The following is a 17,505-nucleotide window of genomic DNA, read 5'->3' on the forward strand; positions in this document are numbered from 1 at the left end:
CGAAAGCGACGGAGCAGGCACCACCTATTTCAAACGGTGCCTCGCCCCTCAGGGATAACGCCGTTTGTCCGGCGCGGGCGGGAAGTACTGGTACAACCAGGTCTCGCTCAAGGTCCGCTCGCCGCTGCGAATGAACAGTCGCATCTCCACCGGGTCGACGCTGTCGTTGGTCGGGTACCAGTCGAAGATCACCCGGTAGCCGCCGATCTCATCCAGCTTGAGGACACTGAAATCCTTCACCTGACCATTGGAGGTGGTGACCACCGGCTCGATCCCGCTCCCCTCCGGCAGCCGCTCCAGCCCGCCGCCGTTGAAGTCCACGGCAAAACGCCGGGCCCAGACTTCGGGGTAATGCTCGCCCGGCGCCCAGCCCTCGGTGAAACCACCCATGCCCGAGCGCGTCGCATGCACCCGTGCCAGCGGTGTACCCACCGGCGGCAGCGCGCTCCAGTACAGCTTGTAGCCGTAGCTCAGCGAGTCACCGGCCTTGACCGGCTGCTTCGGGGTCCAGAAGGCGACGATGTTGTCCATGGTTTCGCCGGTGGTCGGGATCTCCAGCAACTGCACCGAGCCCTCGCCCCAGGGCGTGGTCGGCTCGACCCACAGGCTCGGCCGGCGGCTGTACCAGTCCACGGTGTCCTGGTAGCTGGCGAATTCGTGGTCGGTCTGCACCAGGCCGAAGCCCTTGGGGTCCTTGTCGGCAAACGCATTGAACTGCAGCTTGGCCGGGTTGTTCAGCGGTCGGCAGATCCACTCGCCATTGCCACGCCACATCGCCAGGCGATCGGAATCGTGGATCTGCGGATGGATGGTGTCGCACATGCGCCGCTCGTGAGTACCACAGCTGAACATGCTGGTCATCGGCGCAATGCCCAACTGCTCGATATCCACCCGCGCGTTGACATGGGCCTCGACCATCATCACCACCTGCTCGGCCTGGCAATCGATATCGAAACGGTAGGCGCCGGTGGCGCTCGGCGAGTCGAGCAAGGCATAGACCACAAAACGCGTGCTGTCCCTGGCCGGCGTCTCGAACCAGAACTTGGTGAAGTCCGGGAACTCCTCACGTTTGTGCGCATAGGTGTGGATCGCCAGCCCGCGCGCCGAAAGGCCGTACTGACCGGTCTTGTCCACTGCGCGGAAATAGCTGGCACCGAGAAAGGAGACGATATCGTGGCGATCGATTTCCGGGGCCTTGAACAGCTTGAAGCCGGCAAAACCCAGGTCGCCCTTGAGCTGGGACGGGTCGATACCGCTGCTGGCGTAATTGAACAGCGGCGGCCGGAAATGCACTTCCCGCGCCTGGCGCGTCTTCGCATCGACGCTGTACATGCGCACCGGCTGCCTGAAGCCCATGCCGACGTGGAAGAACTGCACATCCAACTGACCCTTGAGCTCATTCCACAGCGAATGCCGGGCGTCGTACTGGATCGCATTGAACTGCTGCGGGTCATGTTCGCCAGCGTCGGCGGCAGCACCTGCCGCGTACTGACATAAGGTTTGCCAGCGAGTCCCTTCGCCTGGGCCTGCAACGCCTCGAAATCAAAATGTTCGATGTCACCGTCCGCGGTGGCGGCGAGCGCCCGTGCCGCGAACAAACCGCTGGCCGACAGGCCGGTATAGGCCGCCAGGGCCATGGAAGCTTTCAGGAGATTACGGCGATGCATAAAAAGACCTGTACTGAGGACGATCCGGACACCGCAAACGCAAGGTGTCGGACAGGGGAATCAGCCACTTCGCACGACCAGCGGCTGCAAGCAAACAGATACCAAATCCTGAGGAACGTTCGCAATCTCTTTGAAAAACTTGATGACAGGCTTTATTCAGCAAAGGTGTGGCTAGATGTTTCAAGCCTCGATCCGATATCGGGGCGCTCCCCTTAACGACCGCCAGGAAAACATGAAAATTTCTTCAGAAAGCTTTCACTGGTTTGTTGGCAAAATCCCACGCCTGTTGTGAAGGTCCGTACGAGGCAACCGCAATGACCCGCATCCTGACCATCGAAGATGATGCTGTAACCGCCAAGGAAATCGTGGCTGAACTGAGCAGCCATGGGCTTGAAGTGGACTGGGTGGACAATGGCCGTGAAGGCCTGGTACGCGCCGTGAGCGGCGACTACGACCTGATCACCCTCGATCGCATGCTGCCGGAACTCGATGGCCTGGCCATCGTCACCACCCTGCGGACCATTGGCGTCGCCACGCCGATCCTGATGATCAGCGCCCTCTCCGATGTCGACGAGCGCGTGCGTGGCCTGCGCGCCGGCGGCGACGACTACCTGACCAAGCCCTTCGCCTCCGACGAGATGGCCGCCCGGGTCGAGGTACTGCTGCGGCGCAAGAGCCCGGCCCGGGAGTTCGAGACCTCGCTGCGGGTCGCCGACCTGGAACTGAACCTGATCAGCCGCGAAGCCACCCGCGCCGACCAACTGCTCAGCCTGCTGCCCACCGAATACAAGCTGCTGGAGTTCCTGATGCGCAACACCGGGCAGATCCTCTCGCGGATGATGATCTTCGAGGAAGTCTGGGGTTATCACTTCGACCCGGGCACCAACCTGATCGATGTACACATCGGCCGCCTGCGCAAGAAAATCGACAGTCCCGGCCTGCCACCGCTGATCCGCACGGTACGAGGCTCCGGTTATGTCATTGCCGAACCCCTCTAAGGGCTGGCGCTCGTCCACCAGCCGCCTGCTGGCGCTTTACAGTTTCCTCTTCGTGGCCTGGAGCTGCAGCCTGATGGGCGTGCTCTACTACGAGGTCTCCGGCTACCTCGACACGCTGGCGCGCCACTCGCTGATGCAGCGCCAGCACCTGTTCTCGCGCTTCCAGGGCCAGCAGTTGCTGGACGCGCTGACCACCAGCATGACTTTCGACATGCGCGGGGTCGACGCCTACGGCCTGTTCAACGAACAGAAAATGCACCTCAGCGGGCCGATCAAGCAAATGCCGCCGGACCTGATCATGGACGGCCACATCCACGAACTGACCAACTGCATCGATTCCGACGACCCCAACCTGCCCCAGGACAGTTGCGACGCCGTCGCCACCCAGACCCATGACGGCCGCTGGCTGCTGCTGGTGCGTGACAACGGCTCGCTGTTCGGCGTGACGCGGATCATCCTCCATGCGCTGTTCTGGGCGGTGTCGCTGACCATTCTGCCCGGCATTGCCGGCTGGCATCTGCTGCGGCGTCGGCCGATCCGCCGTATCCGGGCGATCCAGGCCAGCGCCGAAGCGATCGTCGCCGGCGACCTCGGCCACCGCCTGCCACTGTCCAACCGCCGCGACGAGCTGGACATGCTGGCGGCCATCGTCAACGCCATGCTCGACCGCATCGAGCGGCTGATGAACGAGGTCAAGGGCGTCTGCGACAACATCGCCCACGACCTGCGCACCCCGCTGACCCGCCTGCGCGCGCAGCTCTACCGCATCCAGCAGCAGGCCCCGCACGACTCTCCCGAGGCCCTGCAACTGGACGGCGTGATTGCCGAGACCGACACCCTGATGGCGCGCTTCAAGGGGCTGTTGCGGATCTCCGAGCTGGAAGACCACCAACGCCGTTCCGGCTTCGTGGTGCTCGACCCACTACCGCTGCTGCGCGAGTTGCATGACTTCTACCTGCCCCTGGCCGAAGAAGCGCAAATCAGCCTGCGCCTGGAGTTGCCGCAAGTGTTGCCGCACATCACCGGCGACCGCGCCCTGCTCTTCGAGGCCCTGGCGAACCTGCTGAGCAACTCGATCAAGTTCACCCCGCCGGGCGGTGAAGTAGTGCTGCTGGCGGCCAGCGACCAGGGCAGCACACGGATCGAGGTGATCGACACCGGCCCGGGCATTCCACCCTCGGAGCGCGATGCGGTGTTCCAGCGTTTCTACCGCTGCGATGACGGCAACCAGCACAGCGGCTTCGGCCTGGGCCTGTCGATCGTCGCGGCGATCATCAGCCTGCATGGCTTCAACCTGAAGATCGGCACCGGCGAGCGAACAGGCGCCCGGCTGATTCTGGAGTGCCGGGACAACCTGATCGCCGTCGACTAGCCGACGCAGACGGCGCGACGGATCGCGAATGCCCTTTGCGGTTGTGCGAGTGAAGGATGGATCATTCCTTGCTCAGGTCCACCAGGGGCGTACCGCGCACTTCCGTCTTGCGCCCATCCTGGATCTGGGTCACCCGCTGCACCGCCTGATCCACGGCCGCCTTGTCCGCCAGCAGGCTATAGCTGATCTGGAACTGCCGCTTCTGCCCGGCACCGATGGTCGGCACCAACCCCAGCGGACGCTGGTAACGACGGTTATAGGAAAAGCTGGTGCCCGGCTCCAGCCCGGTCACGTAGCCCTGGCCCTGGGTGTCGGTGTTCTTCCACAGGGAGAACACCGGCAACTGTTGTGTGTTGAAGCCGACCGACACCCCGAGGTTAGCGGCCTTGTTGTGCAATACCGCCAGGGTATCGCCCTTGGCATCGGCGTAGGGCACGACGTTGTAGACCGTCTCGTCGTAGTCCCGGGTTGGCGCGCGGTAGGTCTGCCAGTCCGGCAGGTCGCCCTTGGCCTTGTCGTTGAACGGTGACACCTGCTTCACCGGCGCAACGAAACGCGCGCCCTGCTCCAGGAACGGCGTGCTGAAGTTGTTGTGGTACAGCGCCTGGTATTCCTTCGGATAGTCGCCGTTGTTGGTCAGCGTGTCATTGAGCGCAAAGCTCACGCTACCGGGCAACGTCGACAGTTCGGTGACCACGGAGAAGTCGACTTTCTTGAACGCCTGCTCCTTCAATTCGCCCTGCAGGCGAATGGCGTAAGGCGGTTGTTCATCGATATGCAGGGTGACCCTGTTGGCCGGAATATTCGCCGCCCGGCCGTGCAAGGTGAGCAATTCGCCGTTGTCCAGCCCCGGGTGACCGACCCACTCATAGCCGCAACGCACCACCAGTTCGTTGAACCCCTCCAGCCAGCCCAGGCCGCCACGGCCGTTGAGTTCGATGAAGGCCGGGTTGACCACCTCCTTGACCGGAGAATCCCAGCCCATGCGCACATTGCCCACGGAGGCGTGCAGAACGTTCATGCCCCGGGTCGGGACCACCGAGAGCTTCATCGTGCCGTTGTCGATGTCGACAATGCTGACCCCTTCCTGGCGGCCGCCGTGCAAGGTGCGCAGGGTTATGGAGAACGGCTTGGCGGTCTTGATCCCCAGTTGCTGGCTGGTGATCTGGCGGTTCTGCGCAGGGGTGTCGCTGTCGAGCAGCACATAGTCCCAGGCCAGGGCGTGGGAAGCGGTGGTCAGAGCGGTAACGCCGAAAATCAGTCGGAGGGTGTTCATGGGCGGTCCTTATTGGAATTGTTCGACTTTTATAAACCTAGTGAAACGATTCAGCAAGTCAAACAAGGGACAGACACTCCGACAGGCCAACCCAGCTGGCCTGCTCTGGACAGGCCTTCCCGAGCTAGATCGACAGCACCCATCGATGCCGATCATCCCCTACTTCTTCCTGCGGCGCCTGCTCGATCCGGAATCCGCAACGAGACAGCACCTTGGCTGAGCCGATATTGTTCTTGTAGACATACGCCACCAATTGCTTGAGCTTCCAGTGTTGCCGGGCCTGCTGAATCAGATGCCTCAAGGCCAGTGTGGCAAGCCCCTGCCCGCAAACGTCCCCAGCGACCCGGTAACCGACTTCAGCGATGCCTTTGGACGAGTCGATATCTTTCAGATTGGCCCGGCCGACGATCCTGCCGCTGGGGTCCTCCAAAACGAACGGATGCCAGATGCCCTTGGCAAAGCCGGACAGATAGTCCTCGATATGCACGGTGACGCCCTGCAATGAGTAGAAGGCTGGATCGCGTGCATCGATGCGTGATTCGAACCATTCACGATTATGGGTTTCGAATGCCAGCAAGGCCTGGGTATCGGTGCCCTCCAGCCTGCGCACTCTGAATGAACTCATTGATCTCCCTCTCCCTGATGCGCAATGTTCCGATTTCTTGTTACTGTTTGCAGACACAGCCGTTGGATTTTATTCAGTGTGTCGAACGCGAGAAATGATGGGCCTGCGACGTGAAGGTGCGCCTAGCCCCTGTCCAGGCCTTCGTTTTCCTGCGCAGGTGGCCACGGTATAGCGACTCCCCCCTCATGAACAGAACGAAATGAGCGCACTGCACAATCTCGTGGAACAGGCCTACGAGCAGGCCAAGCATGGCAAGTGGGATCCACTGCTGTCAGAGTGGAACGAGTGGCCGCAGATTGCACGGCGCTGCTGCCATTATCAAAAAGCCTCTTCCGGTTGGACCTTTCTGCACCAGGCCGCCTACTTCGGTCATGAAGCCGCCTGCCGGGCATTGATTCGTGCCGGTGCCTCGCTAGACAGCATGACTGGCAAGGAGCAGACGGCGGCGGATATCGCCCGGGATCAGGGGCACTCCAGGCTGGCCGAGCTTTTGCGGCGGGCGGCGCAAGTCAGCAAGGTTCACTGGGTCAGCCCCAATGATCCGGACCTGCTGCCCAGCAGCAGCGCGTGGAGCGAAGCCACGGAGCGTCGTGCGCAAGAAGCCATGCTGGTGGCCTATGCCGGCGGCGTGGTCAGGATTGCCAAGGGCGCCAGGTACTTTGCGGACTCGTTCGAACGCACCCTGGTGGGCTGGCACGGTACTTATGATCCGCCTTGCGGGATGGACGGCGAATCGGCTCTACCCATCGCCTAGGCTATGTACGCCAACGTCTGCCTTGGCATCCGCTGAAGGAGCGTCATCCATGAGGTCCGTTGACACGAACCGTCTGAAAATCTGGCAAGCCCTCTCGTCGCTGTTTCTCGATACCGAGATCGACCCGCTGACCTACGACGCCATTGCACGAGCCATCCGGGAGTCCGGCTATTCGCAGGAAGAGGTCCAGCGCATCTTGTGGAACGAGGTTTTTCCGGTTCTGCAGGCGAACCTCAAGTGTGTCGCCGGGGAATGGGCCGGCTGGTCGGATGCCTGGCTTGTGGAAAATCTCAGGGTGGTCGACGAGCCGCAGTCCAGGCACCCGCGTGGCTTGGTTGCCAGGGAAATCGGGAAGTGTTGGCAGAATATCATCCGGGCACTCGGCAAAACCGATACCGTTGCCGGGCAATAGCCGCGTATCATGGAATGGCTATTAGCCACTATCTATTCGCTCACCCGGCAGATGGATTCGAAGCCAACCCGAAGCCCTTCTCTTCCATGACAACAGGACGTTCCATGCACCCGTTGAAAACCCTTCTTGCCACCAGCCTGCTGGTCCTTGCCGGCTGCGCCAGCCAGCCACCCGTGCCGCCACCGGAGTTTTCGGGGCTGGAGCAGTCGGACAAGATCGCCATCCAGGACCTGCGCCCCCACAGTGAGAGCGAAAAAGAGATTTTCAGTCTGCTGATCACCAGTGATGCCTATGCCATCTATCGTGTAGCGGACACCGCGACCAAACCCACAGGCCCGCGGCTGCTGGCCCACCGAGCTTATGAAACGCTGCCGGAACTGGGCAGTCAGCCATCGATCAAGGTGCTGCACTTCGTCACCTATGCCAACCTGCAATCGCAACTGCGCAAGAACGCGCTGCTGGCCGGCTTCACCGGCCCGATCGGCGTAGCGCTGATGGCGGACAAGAGCTTTCCGGCCGGAGACGTCCTGACCACCCGGATCGACAGTCAATCGCTGGACAAGACCGAAGGCAAGGAGGAATACACCCGGGCGTACTTCAGTGCAGAGGAAAACCCGAAAAAGTCTCCGGTGAATCTCATCTATATCGATACGGAAATACTGGGCAAACGCGTCACCACCCGCTGCCTGGTTCCACCGATCGCCTCCAAGCCTCATCTGTTTCTGGTCGAGGCCTATGACATGTGCATTTCCAATCACCTGGCGCTGTATCACGCCAACAACCAGTCGCAAGATACGGCAGCCAAGTAACGGGTCAGGGCGGACTTATTGGGCAAAGTTCACATAAGTTCGCTCCCAAGTTCCTCTCGAAGTAGCCAAGGCCCCTGATCTGTCCCGGATCAATGGGCCAAGCACCCTCCTCGCGCAGTGAAAGTTTTTCCTTTCGATCATGGCGCTTTGCTTTGATTGAACTACCTTTTCACACAAGGACCGAGCCATTCCGGCTTGTATCACCCCAAGTTGTTTTCAACGATCAGTCGGCGAATCAGTCAGACCTGTTCCCCTGATCGTGCGCGGTATCGAGGATATTGCTGGCGTCATTGGTGGTTAGTGTGGGGGGGCAGTTCTGGGGTAACCCAGTCAGCCCACGGACGGCCTGTTCGGCGAGGGTGTACCTATCATGATTTATCGTACCGTGCCTGCTTTCAGGACAATTGTTCAAGGCCTGTTATGGATGGGCCTTGGGATGGAAGCGGCCCAGGCCGCGGCGGGAAACTGTTCGCAACTGGCCAGTTTGCCCACCGTGTTCGAGGTGGGCCAGGGGCTTCAGGATGAACTGCGGATGCCGGTGCCCATTACGCAACTGGCCGTGGGCGACCCGAAGATCGCCGATGTACAAACCAGCGGCGGCAGTGCCTTCATTCTCACCGGCATGGCTCCAGGCGCCACCAGCCTGATGGTCTGGACCGCCTGCTCGCCGACGCCACGCCAAAGCATGGTGTTCGTCAAGGGCAAGGCCACCGCGGCGCTGACCAGCGTCTCGACGGTCCCTTCCGAAGACCCGCTGCTGCCGAGCCAGGTGCAGACCGATATTCGCTTCGTCGAAGTCAGCCGCAGCAAACTCAAGGAGGCCAGTACCTCGATCTTCGGCAAGAGCGGCAATTTCCTGTTCGGTTCGCCGGGCACGGTGCCCGGCGTGACGGTGACGCCCGGCCAGATTGGCCGCCTGGCGCCCAACATCCCCCTCAACAACGACTCGTTCAATATCGGCATTGGCGGCGGCAATGTGCTGGGGCTGATCAACTCCCTGGAGGGCAGCGGTTTCGCCTATACCCTCGCACGCCCGAGCCTGGTGGCCCTCAGCGGCCAGAGTGCGAGCTTCCTGGCCGGGGGTGAAGTGCCGATTCCGGTACCCAGTTCGGGCAGCGATACCATCTCCATCGAGTACAAGGAATTCGGTGTCCGCCTGACCCTGACCCCGACCATCATCGGCAGCGGTCGCATTACCCTGAAAGTCGCCCCCGAAGTCAGCGAGCTGGACTACTCCAATGGCGTGCAGATCTCCGGCATCGTGGTCCCGGCGCTGACCGTGCGCCGTACCGACACCAGCATTTCCCTGGCCGATGGCGAAAGCTTCGTCGTCAGCGGCCTGATCAGCAGCCGCAACACCGCCCAGGTGAACAAGTTTCCGGGGCTGGGCGACATTCCCGTGCTTGGCGCATTCTTCCGCAACAACACGCTCAACCGTGACGAACGCGAACTGCTGATGATCGTCACGCCGCACCTGGTTCAACCCCTGGCGGCCAACGCCAAGCTGCCCTCGCTGCCTGGCGAGCAACTGCGCAATTACGACCCGAACTTCTACCGCATGTACTTCCTCGAGAGCGGTGACTTCGACAATCGCATGGGGCTTTCGCAATGAAAACGGTGATGGCGCTGGCGGCAACGGTGCTGCTCACGGGCTGTGCCAGCAATACCCTGTCTTCCCGACCGGCCAGCTGCACGCCTCCCCCTTCGGATCAGCAGTTGACCCTGAACCTGGCCGACGAAATGATCAACGATGGCCGCCTGTATGCCAGCCTGGCGAACCTGGAAGGCCTGCCCGACGACCTGGTCCAGGTTCGCCTGCGCAAGGCTCGCATACTGCGCATGCTCGGCCGCAGCGACGCCGAACCCTTGTACAAGGGGCTGCTCGGCACTTGCCTGGCGGCCGAAGGCGAGCATGGCCTGGGTCAGTTGGCGGCGGCCCGAAACGATAATGCCACTGCCCTGGACCATCTTGAACGGGCCGCGAGGATGGCGCCCACCGATGAAAAGATCCGCAATGACCTGGGGGTCGTCTACCTCAACCAACGGCGGATCAACGATGCACGCTTCGAGTTTCTGACCGCCCTGGAGCTCAAGCAGTCAGACTCGCTGGCCGCCTTCAACCTGGTGACACTGTTGATCTATCAGGATAACTGGAAGCAGGCCGCGGAGCTGGCGAGCCGTTCCAACCTGAGCCCGAAACAGGTCACCGAGGCGCAATCCCGGGCGGCGAAACTCAAGGCCCAGGCTCGGAACGTAGCGGCTGTCGAGGGCGCGCGCCCGGGCGCCGATGCCGCTCCCGGCAGTGCGATCAAGTAGAGACGAGGAGTCGAGATGAATACCAAGAGGTTGTTGATGGTGTCCCTGGCCTGCCTGTCCACGAGCGCCTGGGCGATTGACCCGGGCCCCTCGTCAGAGCAGCAGCAGGACACTGAACGCTGGCTGCAACTGCAGATTCGCGGTGTGGTGGCCTCTCCTCAACTGCAGACCGCCTCGGCCGCCGAACGCGACCTGGCCATGCAACGCTGGCTCAACAGTTTCAACTATCCCATCCCCGAGCGTTACCAGCAGAAGGAATCGGGCAGCGTCAGCGGCAAATGAGCCAGCGCCGGTGTCATGGATCGGCGTTCGGCGATCATGGACTGCCGAAGGCCTGGAACACCCCGATCATGGCCGGGCCGATCGCAATCAGGAAGAAGCTCGGCCACAGGCAGAAAATCAGCGGGAAGATCAGCTTGGTACCGATTTTCGCGCCGGCCTCCTCGGCCGCCTGGGTACGCCGGTCACGGAACTCGTCGGCATAGATGCGCAGGGTTTCGGCCACGCTGGTACCGAAACGAATGCTCTGCGCCAGCAGACTGACCAACCCCTGCACATCCTCCAGCCCGGTACGCACCGCCAGTTGCTTGAGCGCCTCGGTGTTGCTGACCCCGGCACGGATCTGCGCATTGACCAGCGCCAGTTCCTCGGCCAGCTCGACCTGGCTGACCGCCATTTCCTCGGCCACCCGCTCGATGGTCGTCGGCAGGGCCAGCCCCGACTCCACGCAGACCACCATCAGGTCCAGCGCATCGGGAAAGGCCGCCCGCAAACGCCGTTGCCGCCGTTGCTTGCGCTTGCCGACGTACAATGCCGGCAGCAGCCAGGCGACACCCGCCACCAGGGTCAGCAACAGCAAACCAAGGGCCAGGGAAAGCCTGGGCACCAGCGGCAACACCAGCACCCCGAGCCCCAGCAGCAGCAAGGGCAGCAGCAAGCGCACCGCCCAGTACACCTGCACCGCTGAAGACGAGCGATACCCGGCGTGGATCAACAGCAGTTGGGTGGCGGACGCCTGCGCCGTCTCGGTCGAACCGAACTGCTGCCCCACCCGCTCCAGCAGCACCTGCAGGCCACCCGGCACCTCTGCTCCCACCGTGCCGCCGATATGTCCGCGCTTGATCGATGCCAGGCGACGCTGCATCGGATCCTGCAGCCCCATCAGCAACAGGATGACGGTGACCACCGCCAGCACCGTGCTCAAACCGATCGCGCTGACGAACAACAGGCGAGCCAGCGCCTCATTCTCCGTCACCCGACTGAACAACCCGAGCAGATAGTCCATGACTCGCCCCTCCACAGGGTGAAAACCGCCTAAACCTGAATGCGGATGATTTTGCGTATCCAGAAAATCCCGACCAACATGGCGCAGAAGGCGCCGATGATCATCTTGTGGCCGACCGGATCATTGATCAGCACCGGCAGGTAGCTGGGGGTGGTGACCAGGATCACCGCCGCCAGCACGAAGGGAATGGAAACCAGCACCCAGGCCGACATGCGCCCTTCGGCCGACAGGGTCTTGATCTTGCGCTGAAAGCGGAAGCGTCCGCGGATCAGCCGGCTCAGGCGCTCCAGCACCTCGGTCAGGTTGCCGCCGGTCTCGCGATGGATGAGGATCGACGTCACCAGCATCATCACCGTCATGCTCGGCATGCGCTCCAACAGGCCGAGCATGGCCCGGCGCACGTCATTGCCATAGTTGATATCGGCGAAGGTCAGGCCGAACTCATGGGCCACCGGCCCCTTCTGGTCCTCGGAGACCAGCCGCAGGGTGTCGTTGAACGGGTGCCCGGCGCGCAACGCGCGGCACATGGCATCCAGGGCATCGGGCAGCCCCACCTCGAAGTCGGCAAAACGCCGGTTGCGGTCCCTGAAGATTTTCAGCAGCGGCAACCAGGCGACCATCAGGGCCGCCAGCAGCGCCACCCACCCGGAGGCGCCCATCATCAGCGCCAGGGCACCGGCCGCTGCGCCCATGGCGACTCCGAGCAACAGCACCCGATAGGCGCGGTATTCATGCCCGGACTGCTCGATCAGTTGCGTCAGGTCCGCCATGAACGGCAGTTGTTCGAGCGCGGCCTCCAGGGGCGACAGGCGCGTCAGGTATTTCTGCCGCAGCACGGTCTGCATGTTCGGCAGGTTGTTGGCCTTCTCCAGCACATGCAGGCGACCGCGAATGCGCTTGCGCATCCTGCTCGCCTCGCCGAACACCGGTACCACCACGCTCTGGGCCAGCAGGAAGGCGGCGATGAACACCATGCCCAGGAAGATCAGAATGAATTCGCCGGAGATGTGGTTCATGACTAGCGTCCCTCCATCCACTCGGGGCGGAACAGCGAGAGTGGCAACTCGATACCGCGCTTGGCCAGTACCTCGCGAAAGGCCGGGATCATCCCGCTGGGGCGATAATCGCCCTGCACTTCGCCGTTTTCACCCACGCCACTGCGGGCAAACGAGAAGATCTCGCTCATGGTGATGATCTCGCCCTCCATGCCGTTGATCTCCTGCACGCTGACCAGGCGGCGCTTGCCGTCCTCCTGGCGCTCGAGCTGGATCACCACATCGATGGCCGAGGCGATCTGCTGGCGCATGGCCTTGATCGGGAAGGTGGCACCGGTCATCGACACCATGTTCTCGACGCGCCCCAGCGCATCGCGCGCGGTGTTGGCATGGATGGTGGTCAGGGAACCGTCGTGGCCGGTGTTCATGGCCGTGAGCATGTCCAGCGCCTCGACGCCTCGGACTTCGCCGATGACGATACGGTCCGGGCGCATCCGCAGGCTGTTGCGCACCAGCTCACGCTGGCTCACCTCGCCCCGCCCCTCGATGTTGGAGGGGCGGGTTTCCAGGCGTACCACATGGGGCTGCTGCAGTTGCAGCTCGGCCGAGTCCTCGATGGTGACGATCCGCTCGTTCAGCGGGATGTAGCTGGACAGCACGTTGAGCAGGGTCGTCTTGCCGCTGCCGGTACCGCCGGAAATCAGTACGTTCAGGCGACCGCGCACGATCGCCTTGAGCAGCAGCGCGATGGCCGGGGTCAGGGTTCCTACCTGGATCAGGCTGTCGGTGTTGAGCAGGTCCACGGCAAATCGACGGATCGACATGCTCGGCCCGTCGATGGCCAGCGGCGGGATGATCGCGTTGACCCGCGAGCCATCCTTGAGCCGGGCGTCGACCAATGGCGAGGACTCGTCGATACGCCGCCCCAGGCTGGACACGATGCGATCGATGATGTTCAGCAGATGCTGATCGTCGCGAAAGCGCACATCGGTCTTCTGCAGTTTGCCGAAACGCTCGACATACACCGAGGCATGGCCGTTGACCAGGATATCGGACACGCTGTGGTCCGCCAGCAGCGGCTCCAGCGGGCCGAGACCGAGCACCTCGTCGGTGATCTGCTTGATGATCAACTGGCGACTGACCGAACTGACCGGCGCCGAATGTTCATCCAGCAGACGCTGGCAGATATCGCGGATCTGCCGCGCGGCTTCGGCCTGCTCCAGCGCGTCGAGCAGCGACAGGTCCATGACCTTGAGCAATTGCTGGTAAATCCGTTCCCGCCATTCGGCCTCCACCGGGGTGACCTGGCTGCGGGTTTCGTAGGGGATCTCCGGCGCCGTACGCTCCCAGGCCATCAGCTCCGCGGCGGGCACCGGCGGCTCATCGCCCTGCTGGGCGGCCAGCGCCACGAGGGGCTTGCCGGACTGTTTGCGCAAGCGGTTACGAAATTCGCTGATCATGGCTCACCCCCTGAAGATACGGTTGAAGGCGCGTTTGAACAGGCCGTTGTTCCCGGCCAGCGGGTTGCCGTACAACTGCCCGGTCATCTCGCGCATCGCGACGGTAATCGGCGCCCGCGGTGCCTGCAGCCCCAACGGCACGCCAGAGTTCTGGCTCTGGTTGACCAGGCCGAAGTCGTTGGGCAGTTTCACCAGGTTCACGCTGCGCAAGGCTTCGCCGATGTCCTTGAGGCTGACGGGCGCCGCCTTGTCATAGCGATTGACCACCACCTGCAACTGGTCGCCACGCACCCCCAGGTCTTCGCGAAGAATCCGCATCAGGGAGCTGGCATCGCGCAGGTGGCAGACGCTCTGTTGCACCACCACGTACACCCGGTCCGCCTGTTCCAGCACGGACCCGGTGAGGTGGTCGATCTGCCGCGGCAGGTCGACCACCACCCAGTCGTAGCTGGCACGGGCCAGTTGCAGCAAGGTATCGAGTTGTTCCGGCTGGGCGTCCTGGGCCAGGCACAGCTCGCCGGGCCGACCGCCCAGGACGTGCAGGGTCGGACTGAAATGGCTGCAGAACCCGCGCAAGGCTACGCTGTCCATGCCGTCGACCTGCTGCAGCACCTCCAGGTGACTGTGCGACTGCGCCACCTCCAGGTAATGCGCCACGCTGCCGAATTGCAGGTCCATGTCCAGCAACAGGGTGCTGCTGTCCTTGAGGCTCAGTTGATGGGCCAGGTTGCAGGCCAGCAGGGTTCCGCCGGAGCCGCCCTTGGCGCTCATCACGGCGATCAGCTTGCCTTGTGCCCCGCTGCTGGCGCGGGCCTCCGCCACCAGACGGTTCAGGGCGGCGACCAGTTCCATCTCGGCGATCGGCTCCGGCAGCACATCGCGGGCCCCGGCCTGCATCGCCAGGCGCATGGCCTCCTGCTCGTTCAACAACCCGCACACCAACAGCGGCGGGCGTTCATGGACGGGGCGCTGGAGCAGTGCCGCCAGTTCCTCGCGCCACAGGTGGCTGACGCGCAACAACAGCAGGTCGGGCATCCGCTCCAGGCCGTAGAGCGGGTCGACATGCCCATTGCTCACCAGGCGAGTGCTCACCTCCAGGCTGGGTATGCGCTGGCAGACGCCTTGCAGATCCCGCAACGCCGTGGCATCGCGGCTACTGATCAGCAAGCGCAGCCCGGACTTGCCGGTCGCCAGGTTCAACGGGGTTTCCTTGATGTTCAGCATGGCGTGACCTCCCCCGATTCGGAGTGATGTCCAAGGGCTTCGCGTGGCAGGATCGCCCTGAAGGTGGGCAAGGTAATGGCCACGCCAAGGCCGGGAATGAACAGGTTGAACACGTAGCCCGACAGGCTCACCTGGACATAACGAATGGCCCGGAATCCCGTGGGGCTGGTGGTATCGTTGGGATTGGCCACTACCGCGCCGCTGGCGTCCAGGTAGCTCAGCACCAGGTTCGTGGTGTTCAGGTTGCTGATCAGCGGGCTCGGGCCGGTGTTGCCCGCGGCATTGAAGATCGCCCGCTGCAGCACGGCCGGGTCGCTGATATTGCACACCGCCGCCAGGCGCGCACCCCGCCTTACCGACTCATCGAGGCTATTGACCGTGAAGTACAGGCGGCCCATTTCCAGCACGCCGAACAACACGATGAACACCAGCAGGCCGACAATGGCGAATTCCACCGTGTAGAGCCCACGCATCTGTTTGCGATTCATCACAGCACCCTCATCACAGTGGTTGCGACCAGCGGAATGCTCAGTGCAATCGGCGTCGGGAAGAACCCGCTGAGCGAGCCGCTGCAGGTACCACCACCGATCACCGGACAGAAGGTGTAGTTGATGGTGACCTGCACATGGTTGCTGCCCAGCGCACTGACGGTCACGTTGGCGGTGGTCAGCCCCGACACCACGGCACTGCCGGTATTGGTCGGCACACCGTAGACGGCGACGTTCTGCGTCTGGGTCTGCAGCGAGCTGCTCAGTACGACGGTGCCCAGCGTCGGGTTCCAGGCCTGGCCGGCGACGTAACGACCGGCATCGCGGCTGGCCTGCAACAGGGTGTTGTACTGGAACAGCATCCGGCCGAATTCACCCAGCGCCAGCAACAACAGCAGCAACAGCGGCAGAACCAGGGTGAACTCGATCAGGGCCAGGCCCTGCTGGTGCCTGGGCTGTCGGAACGCATGAAGTCCCATGACGCCTCCTACGAGTCGTTGCTCGGGGTGCCGCTGCCATTGATATAGGTCTTGTACAACTGAATGATCAGCGGGCCGCTGTCCGCCGAAGGATTGGGACCCGGTACGTTGTCCCCTTCGCACTCGCTCACGAACTGGCCGAAGATCTCCGACGTGCTCCCGCTGCCACCGGCCGGCTGCACGACGAAATAGCAACCAAAGCCCAGCACCGGGATCGAGGTGGCACCGTTGTTTTTCCCGGTGCAGTCGCCAATCACCACCTTGAGCATCCGCCGTTCGAAGACCCCGCCGCTCTGGCAGCCGCTGCCGGAACCGGCGACACAGGCCGCCGTGCTCGCCCGCCAGTCGTTGTAGTCCAGCAGTGCCTGGCCGCCCGCGGTGAGCGAGCCGTTGCTCGAGGTGACGGTCTGGCCGTTGTACTGCAGGGTGCCCGAATTGTTGGTGATCATCGGCGTGCTGTAGCTGACCACCAGGTCGGGCGGATAGTCCGAAGCCTTCATCCCGCCGGCGTACTCGCCGAAGCGGGTATTCAGGCCCTGGGAAGTCGGACCGACCTTGTTGCCCGGCGAAGTCGTGACATCCTGCCCGACGCTGCGGCAGACCGAGCCGCCGCCGGCCAGGTCCTCCCTGACCGCGCTGCCACCCGAACCGAAATCGAGCAGTTGGAAGTTGCCGGGACCAATGGCGGATGAGGTGCCCGAGCCGGTTTTCAGATCCTGCAGGTCACCGAAACGATAACCCCAGAAATTGCCCGCGCCGGGGTTGTACTGGCTGGGGTCACCGCACACCATCAACGGTGCCAGATCACAGGGGCTGGTGGGGCTCGGTCCGGCGGTGGCCATCGCCACCACCTTCTTGCTGCCCAGGCCGGCGCTGCCCAGTGTCTGGACGAAGCTCCAGAAAAAGCCGGTCAGGCTGTAGCTCGGTACCGTGACCCGGACATAGGTGGCATCCGCAGGCCCGGGATAGGAAAACGGTCCGTAGACACTGTTGGCCAGTTCCACCACCGCGAAGGTTCCCGCATTGCCGCCGATGGCCGCCGCCAGCTCGGTGTTGCCGCTGGCATTGGCGTTGAGCGTCAGCGTGTTCAGTGCGGCAGCCCGCGTGGTGGCGGCAATGCCGGTGCCGCCGCTGACCTGGCTGAGGGTCTTGGCGCCACTCAGGGCCGCGGCGTCCACCGCATTCTGCAGCCGGGTCTTGTTCAGCAGCAGGTGCCCGCCGTCCAGCGCCAGGGCTGCCAGCATGGTGATCGCTGTCAGGGCGATCACCATCAGGACGGTCACCGATCCGCGCTGGCACCCGGGCGTCAGGGCAAGCCGTGGTTGAATTCGAGGACACATCGTCA

17 protein-coding genes and 1 pseudogene are annotated in these 17,505 nt (G+C 63.0%); 8 read left to right on the forward strand and 10 right to left on the reverse strand.

Annotated features, from left to right (window positions below; all coding sequences use genetic code 11):
• Positions 1–48: 48 nt before the first annotated feature.
• A pseudogene (locus ACZ5KU_RS15810) lies at positions 49–1,667 on the reverse strand (glucan biosynthesis protein D).
• Positions 1,668–1,981: 314 nt separating this feature from the next.
• Between ACZ5KU_RS15810 and ACZ5KU_RS15815 the strand changes: the two are divergent.
• Entirely contained in the window at positions 1,982–2,665 is a 684-nt protein-coding gene (locus ACZ5KU_RS15815; RefSeq protein ID WP_054059768.1) for a response regulator transcription factor, read from the forward strand.
• Positions 2,643–4,037 (forward strand): sensor histidine kinase, encoded by a 1,395-nt coding sequence (locus ACZ5KU_RS15820; protein ID WP_273820869.1) that lies wholly within the window; start codon positions 2,643–2,645, stop codon positions 4,035–4,037. Before ACZ5KU_RS15815 ends, ACZ5KU_RS15820 begins: the two co-directional genes overlap by 23 nt.
• A 61-nt stretch (positions 4,038–4,098) precedes the next feature.
• Here the strand turns inward: ACZ5KU_RS15820 and ACZ5KU_RS15825 are convergent, their stop codons facing one another.
• Positions 4,099–5,313, reverse strand: coding sequence for an aldose 1-epimerase family protein (locus ACZ5KU_RS15825; protein WP_054063254.1), 1,215 nt, complete (start codon positions 5,311–5,313; stop codon positions 4,099–4,101).
• A gap of 124 nt (positions 5,314–5,437) precedes the next feature.
• Positions 5,438–5,938, reverse strand: a complete 501-nt coding sequence (locus ACZ5KU_RS15830; protein WP_464735807.1) for a GNAT family N-acetyltransferase — start codon at positions 5,936–5,938, stop codon at positions 5,438–5,440.
• A gap of 199 nt (positions 5,939–6,137) precedes the next feature.
• Between ACZ5KU_RS15830 and ACZ5KU_RS15835 the strand changes: the two genes are divergently transcribed.
• The 6 genes from ACZ5KU_RS15835 (at position 6,138) to ACZ5KU_RS15860 (ending at position 10,511) form a co-directional block, all read left to right on the forward strand.
• The gene (locus ACZ5KU_RS15835; RefSeq protein WP_416769033.1) at positions 6,138–6,692 is read left to right on the forward strand and encodes an ankyrin repeat domain-containing protein; all 555 of its coding nucleotides are present in this window, start codon (positions 6,138–6,140) and stop codon (positions 6,690–6,692) included.
• Positions 6,693–6,741: 49 nt separating this feature from the next.
• The gene (locus ACZ5KU_RS15840; protein ID WP_054059773.1) at positions 6,742–7,104 is read left to right on the forward strand and encodes a DUF7079 family protein; all 363 of its coding nucleotides are present in this window, start codon (positions 6,742–6,744) and stop codon (positions 7,102–7,104) included.
• 104 nt (positions 7,105–7,208) lie between these two features.
• Positions 7,209–7,913, forward strand: coding sequence for a YajG family lipoprotein (locus tag ACZ5KU_RS15845; RefSeq protein ID WP_054059774.1), 705 nt, complete (start codon positions 7,209–7,211; stop codon positions 7,911–7,913).
• A gap of 370 nt (positions 7,914–8,283) precedes the next feature.
• The gene (locus ACZ5KU_RS15850; RefSeq protein WP_054059775.1) at positions 8,284–9,525 is read left to right on the forward strand and encodes a type II and III secretion system protein family protein; all 1,242 of its coding nucleotides are present in this window, start codon (positions 8,284–8,286) and stop codon (positions 9,523–9,525) included.
• Positions 9,522–10,229 carry a tetratricopeptide repeat protein gene (locus tag ACZ5KU_RS15855; RefSeq protein WP_054059776.1) on the forward strand — a complete coding sequence of 236 codons (708 nt, stop codon included), beginning with the start codon at positions 9,522–9,524 and terminating at the stop codon, positions 10,227–10,229. Before ACZ5KU_RS15850 ends, ACZ5KU_RS15855 begins: the two co-directional genes overlap by 4 nt.
• A 15-nt stretch (positions 10,230–10,244) precedes the next feature.
• Positions 10,245–10,511 (forward strand): DUF3613 domain-containing protein, encoded by a 267-nt coding sequence (locus ACZ5KU_RS15860; RefSeq protein WP_054059777.1) that lies wholly within the window; start codon positions 10,245–10,247, stop codon positions 10,509–10,511.
• 34 nt (positions 10,512–10,545) lie between these two features.
• Here the strand turns inward: ACZ5KU_RS15860 and ACZ5KU_RS15865 are convergent, their stop codons facing one another.
• From ACZ5KU_RS15865 to ACZ5KU_RS15895, 7 genes are read right to left on the reverse strand one after another with little or no spacing between them, the layout of a single operon-like run.
• Positions 10,546–11,514, reverse strand: a complete 969-nt coding sequence (locus tag ACZ5KU_RS15865) for a type II secretion system F family protein (RefSeq protein WP_054059778.1) — start codon at positions 11,512–11,514, stop codon at positions 10,546–10,548.
• 29 nt (positions 11,515–11,543) lie between these two features.
• On the reverse strand, positions 11,544–12,530 hold the full coding sequence (locus tag ACZ5KU_RS15870) for a type II secretion system F family protein (RefSeq protein WP_054059779.1): 987 nt from the start codon (positions 12,528–12,530) through the stop codon (positions 11,544–11,546).
• Positions 12,531–12,532: 2 nt separating this feature from the next.
• Positions 12,533–13,969, reverse strand: a complete 1,437-nt coding sequence (locus tag ACZ5KU_RS15875; protein WP_054059780.1) for a CpaF family protein — start codon at positions 13,967–13,969, stop codon at positions 12,533–12,535.
• Positions 13,970–13,972: 3 nt separating this feature from the next.
• Positions 13,973–15,193, reverse strand: coding sequence for an AAA family ATPase (locus ACZ5KU_RS15880; protein WP_054059781.1), 1,221 nt, complete (start codon positions 15,191–15,193; stop codon positions 13,973–13,975).
• The gene (locus ACZ5KU_RS15885; RefSeq protein WP_054059782.1) at positions 15,187–15,681 is read right to left on the reverse strand and encodes a TadE/TadG family type IV pilus assembly protein; all 495 of its coding nucleotides are present in this window, start codon (positions 15,679–15,681) and stop codon (positions 15,187–15,189) included. Before ACZ5KU_RS15885 ends, ACZ5KU_RS15880 begins: the two co-directional genes overlap by 7 nt.
• Entirely contained in the window at positions 15,681–16,160 is a 480-nt protein-coding gene (locus tag ACZ5KU_RS15890) for a TadE/TadG family type IV pilus assembly protein (RefSeq protein WP_054059783.1), read from the reverse strand. The genes ACZ5KU_RS15885 and ACZ5KU_RS15890 overlap by 1 nt, the downstream gene beginning before the upstream one ends.
• Before the next feature lie 8 nt (positions 16,161–16,168).
• Entirely contained in the window at positions 16,169–17,500 is a 1,332-nt protein-coding gene (locus tag ACZ5KU_RS15895) for a TadE/TadG family type IV pilus assembly protein (protein WP_416769038.1), read from the reverse strand.
• Positions 17,501–17,505: the final 5 nt, after the last annotated feature.

The organism is Pseudomonas sp. Tof1, assembly GCF_055390395.1.

Excerpts from the sequence above, each read along its gene's own strand:
- ACZ5KU_RS15870 (WP_054059779.1), bottom strand. The coding sequence starts at position 12,530 with ATGAACCACATCTCCGGCGAATTCATTCTGATCTTCCTGGGCATGGTG.
- ACZ5KU_RS15895 (WP_416769038.1), bottom strand. The coding sequence starts at position 17,500 with ATGTGTCCTCGAATTCAACCACGGCTTGCCCTGACGCCCGGGTGCCAG.
- ACZ5KU_RS15875 (WP_054059780.1), bottom strand. The coding sequence starts at position 13,969 with ATGATCAGCGAATTTCGTAACCGCTTGCGCAAACAGTCCGGCAAGCCC.
- ACZ5KU_RS15850 (WP_054059775.1), top strand. The coding sequence starts at position 8,284 with ATGATTTATCGTACCGTGCCTGCTTTCAGGACAATTGTTCAAGGCCTG.
- ACZ5KU_RS15815 (WP_054059768.1), top strand. The coding sequence starts at position 1,982 with ATGACCCGCATCCTGACCATCGAAGATGATGCTGTAACCGCCAAGGAA.
- ACZ5KU_RS15890 (WP_054059783.1), bottom strand. The coding sequence starts at position 16,160 with ATGGGACTTCATGCGTTCCGACAGCCCAGGCACCAGCAGGGCCTGGCC.
- ACZ5KU_RS15845 (WP_054059774.1), top strand. The coding sequence starts at position 7,209 with ATGCACCCGTTGAAAACCCTTCTTGCCACCAGCCTGCTGGTCCTTGCC.
- ACZ5KU_RS15820 (WP_273820869.1), top strand. The coding sequence starts at position 2,643 with ATGTCATTGCCGAACCCCTCTAAGGGCTGGCGCTCGTCCACCAGCCGC.
- ACZ5KU_RS15860 (WP_054059777.1), top strand. The coding sequence starts at position 10,245 with ATGAATACCAAGAGGTTGTTGATGGTGTCCCTGGCCTGCCTGTCCACG.
- ACZ5KU_RS15855 (WP_054059776.1), top strand. The coding sequence starts at position 9,522 with ATGAAAACGGTGATGGCGCTGGCGGCAACGGTGCTGCTCACGGGCTGT.
- ACZ5KU_RS15880 (WP_054059781.1), bottom strand. The coding sequence starts at position 15,193 with ATGCTGAACATCAAGGAAACCCCGTTGAACCTGGCGACCGGCAAGTCC.
- ACZ5KU_RS15840 (WP_054059773.1), top strand. The coding sequence starts at position 6,742 with ATGAGGTCCGTTGACACGAACCGTCTGAAAATCTGGCAAGCCCTCTCG.
- ACZ5KU_RS15865 (WP_054059778.1), bottom strand. The coding sequence starts at position 11,514 with ATGGACTATCTGCTCGGGTTGTTCAGTCGGGTGACGGAGAATGAGGCG.
- ACZ5KU_RS15825 (WP_054063254.1), bottom strand. The coding sequence starts at position 5,313 with ATGAACACCCTCCGACTGATTTTCGGCGTTACCGCTCTGACCACCGCT.
- ACZ5KU_RS15830 (WP_464735807.1), bottom strand. The coding sequence starts at position 5,938 with ATGAGTTCATTCAGAGTGCGCAGGCTGGAGGGCACCGATACCCAGGCC.
- ACZ5KU_RS15885 (WP_054059782.1), bottom strand. The coding sequence starts at position 15,681 with ATGAATCGCAAACAGATGCGTGGGCTCTACACGGTGGAATTCGCCATT.
- ACZ5KU_RS15835 (WP_416769033.1), top strand. The coding sequence starts at position 6,138 with ATGAGCGCACTGCACAATCTCGTGGAACAGGCCTACGAGCAGGCCAAG.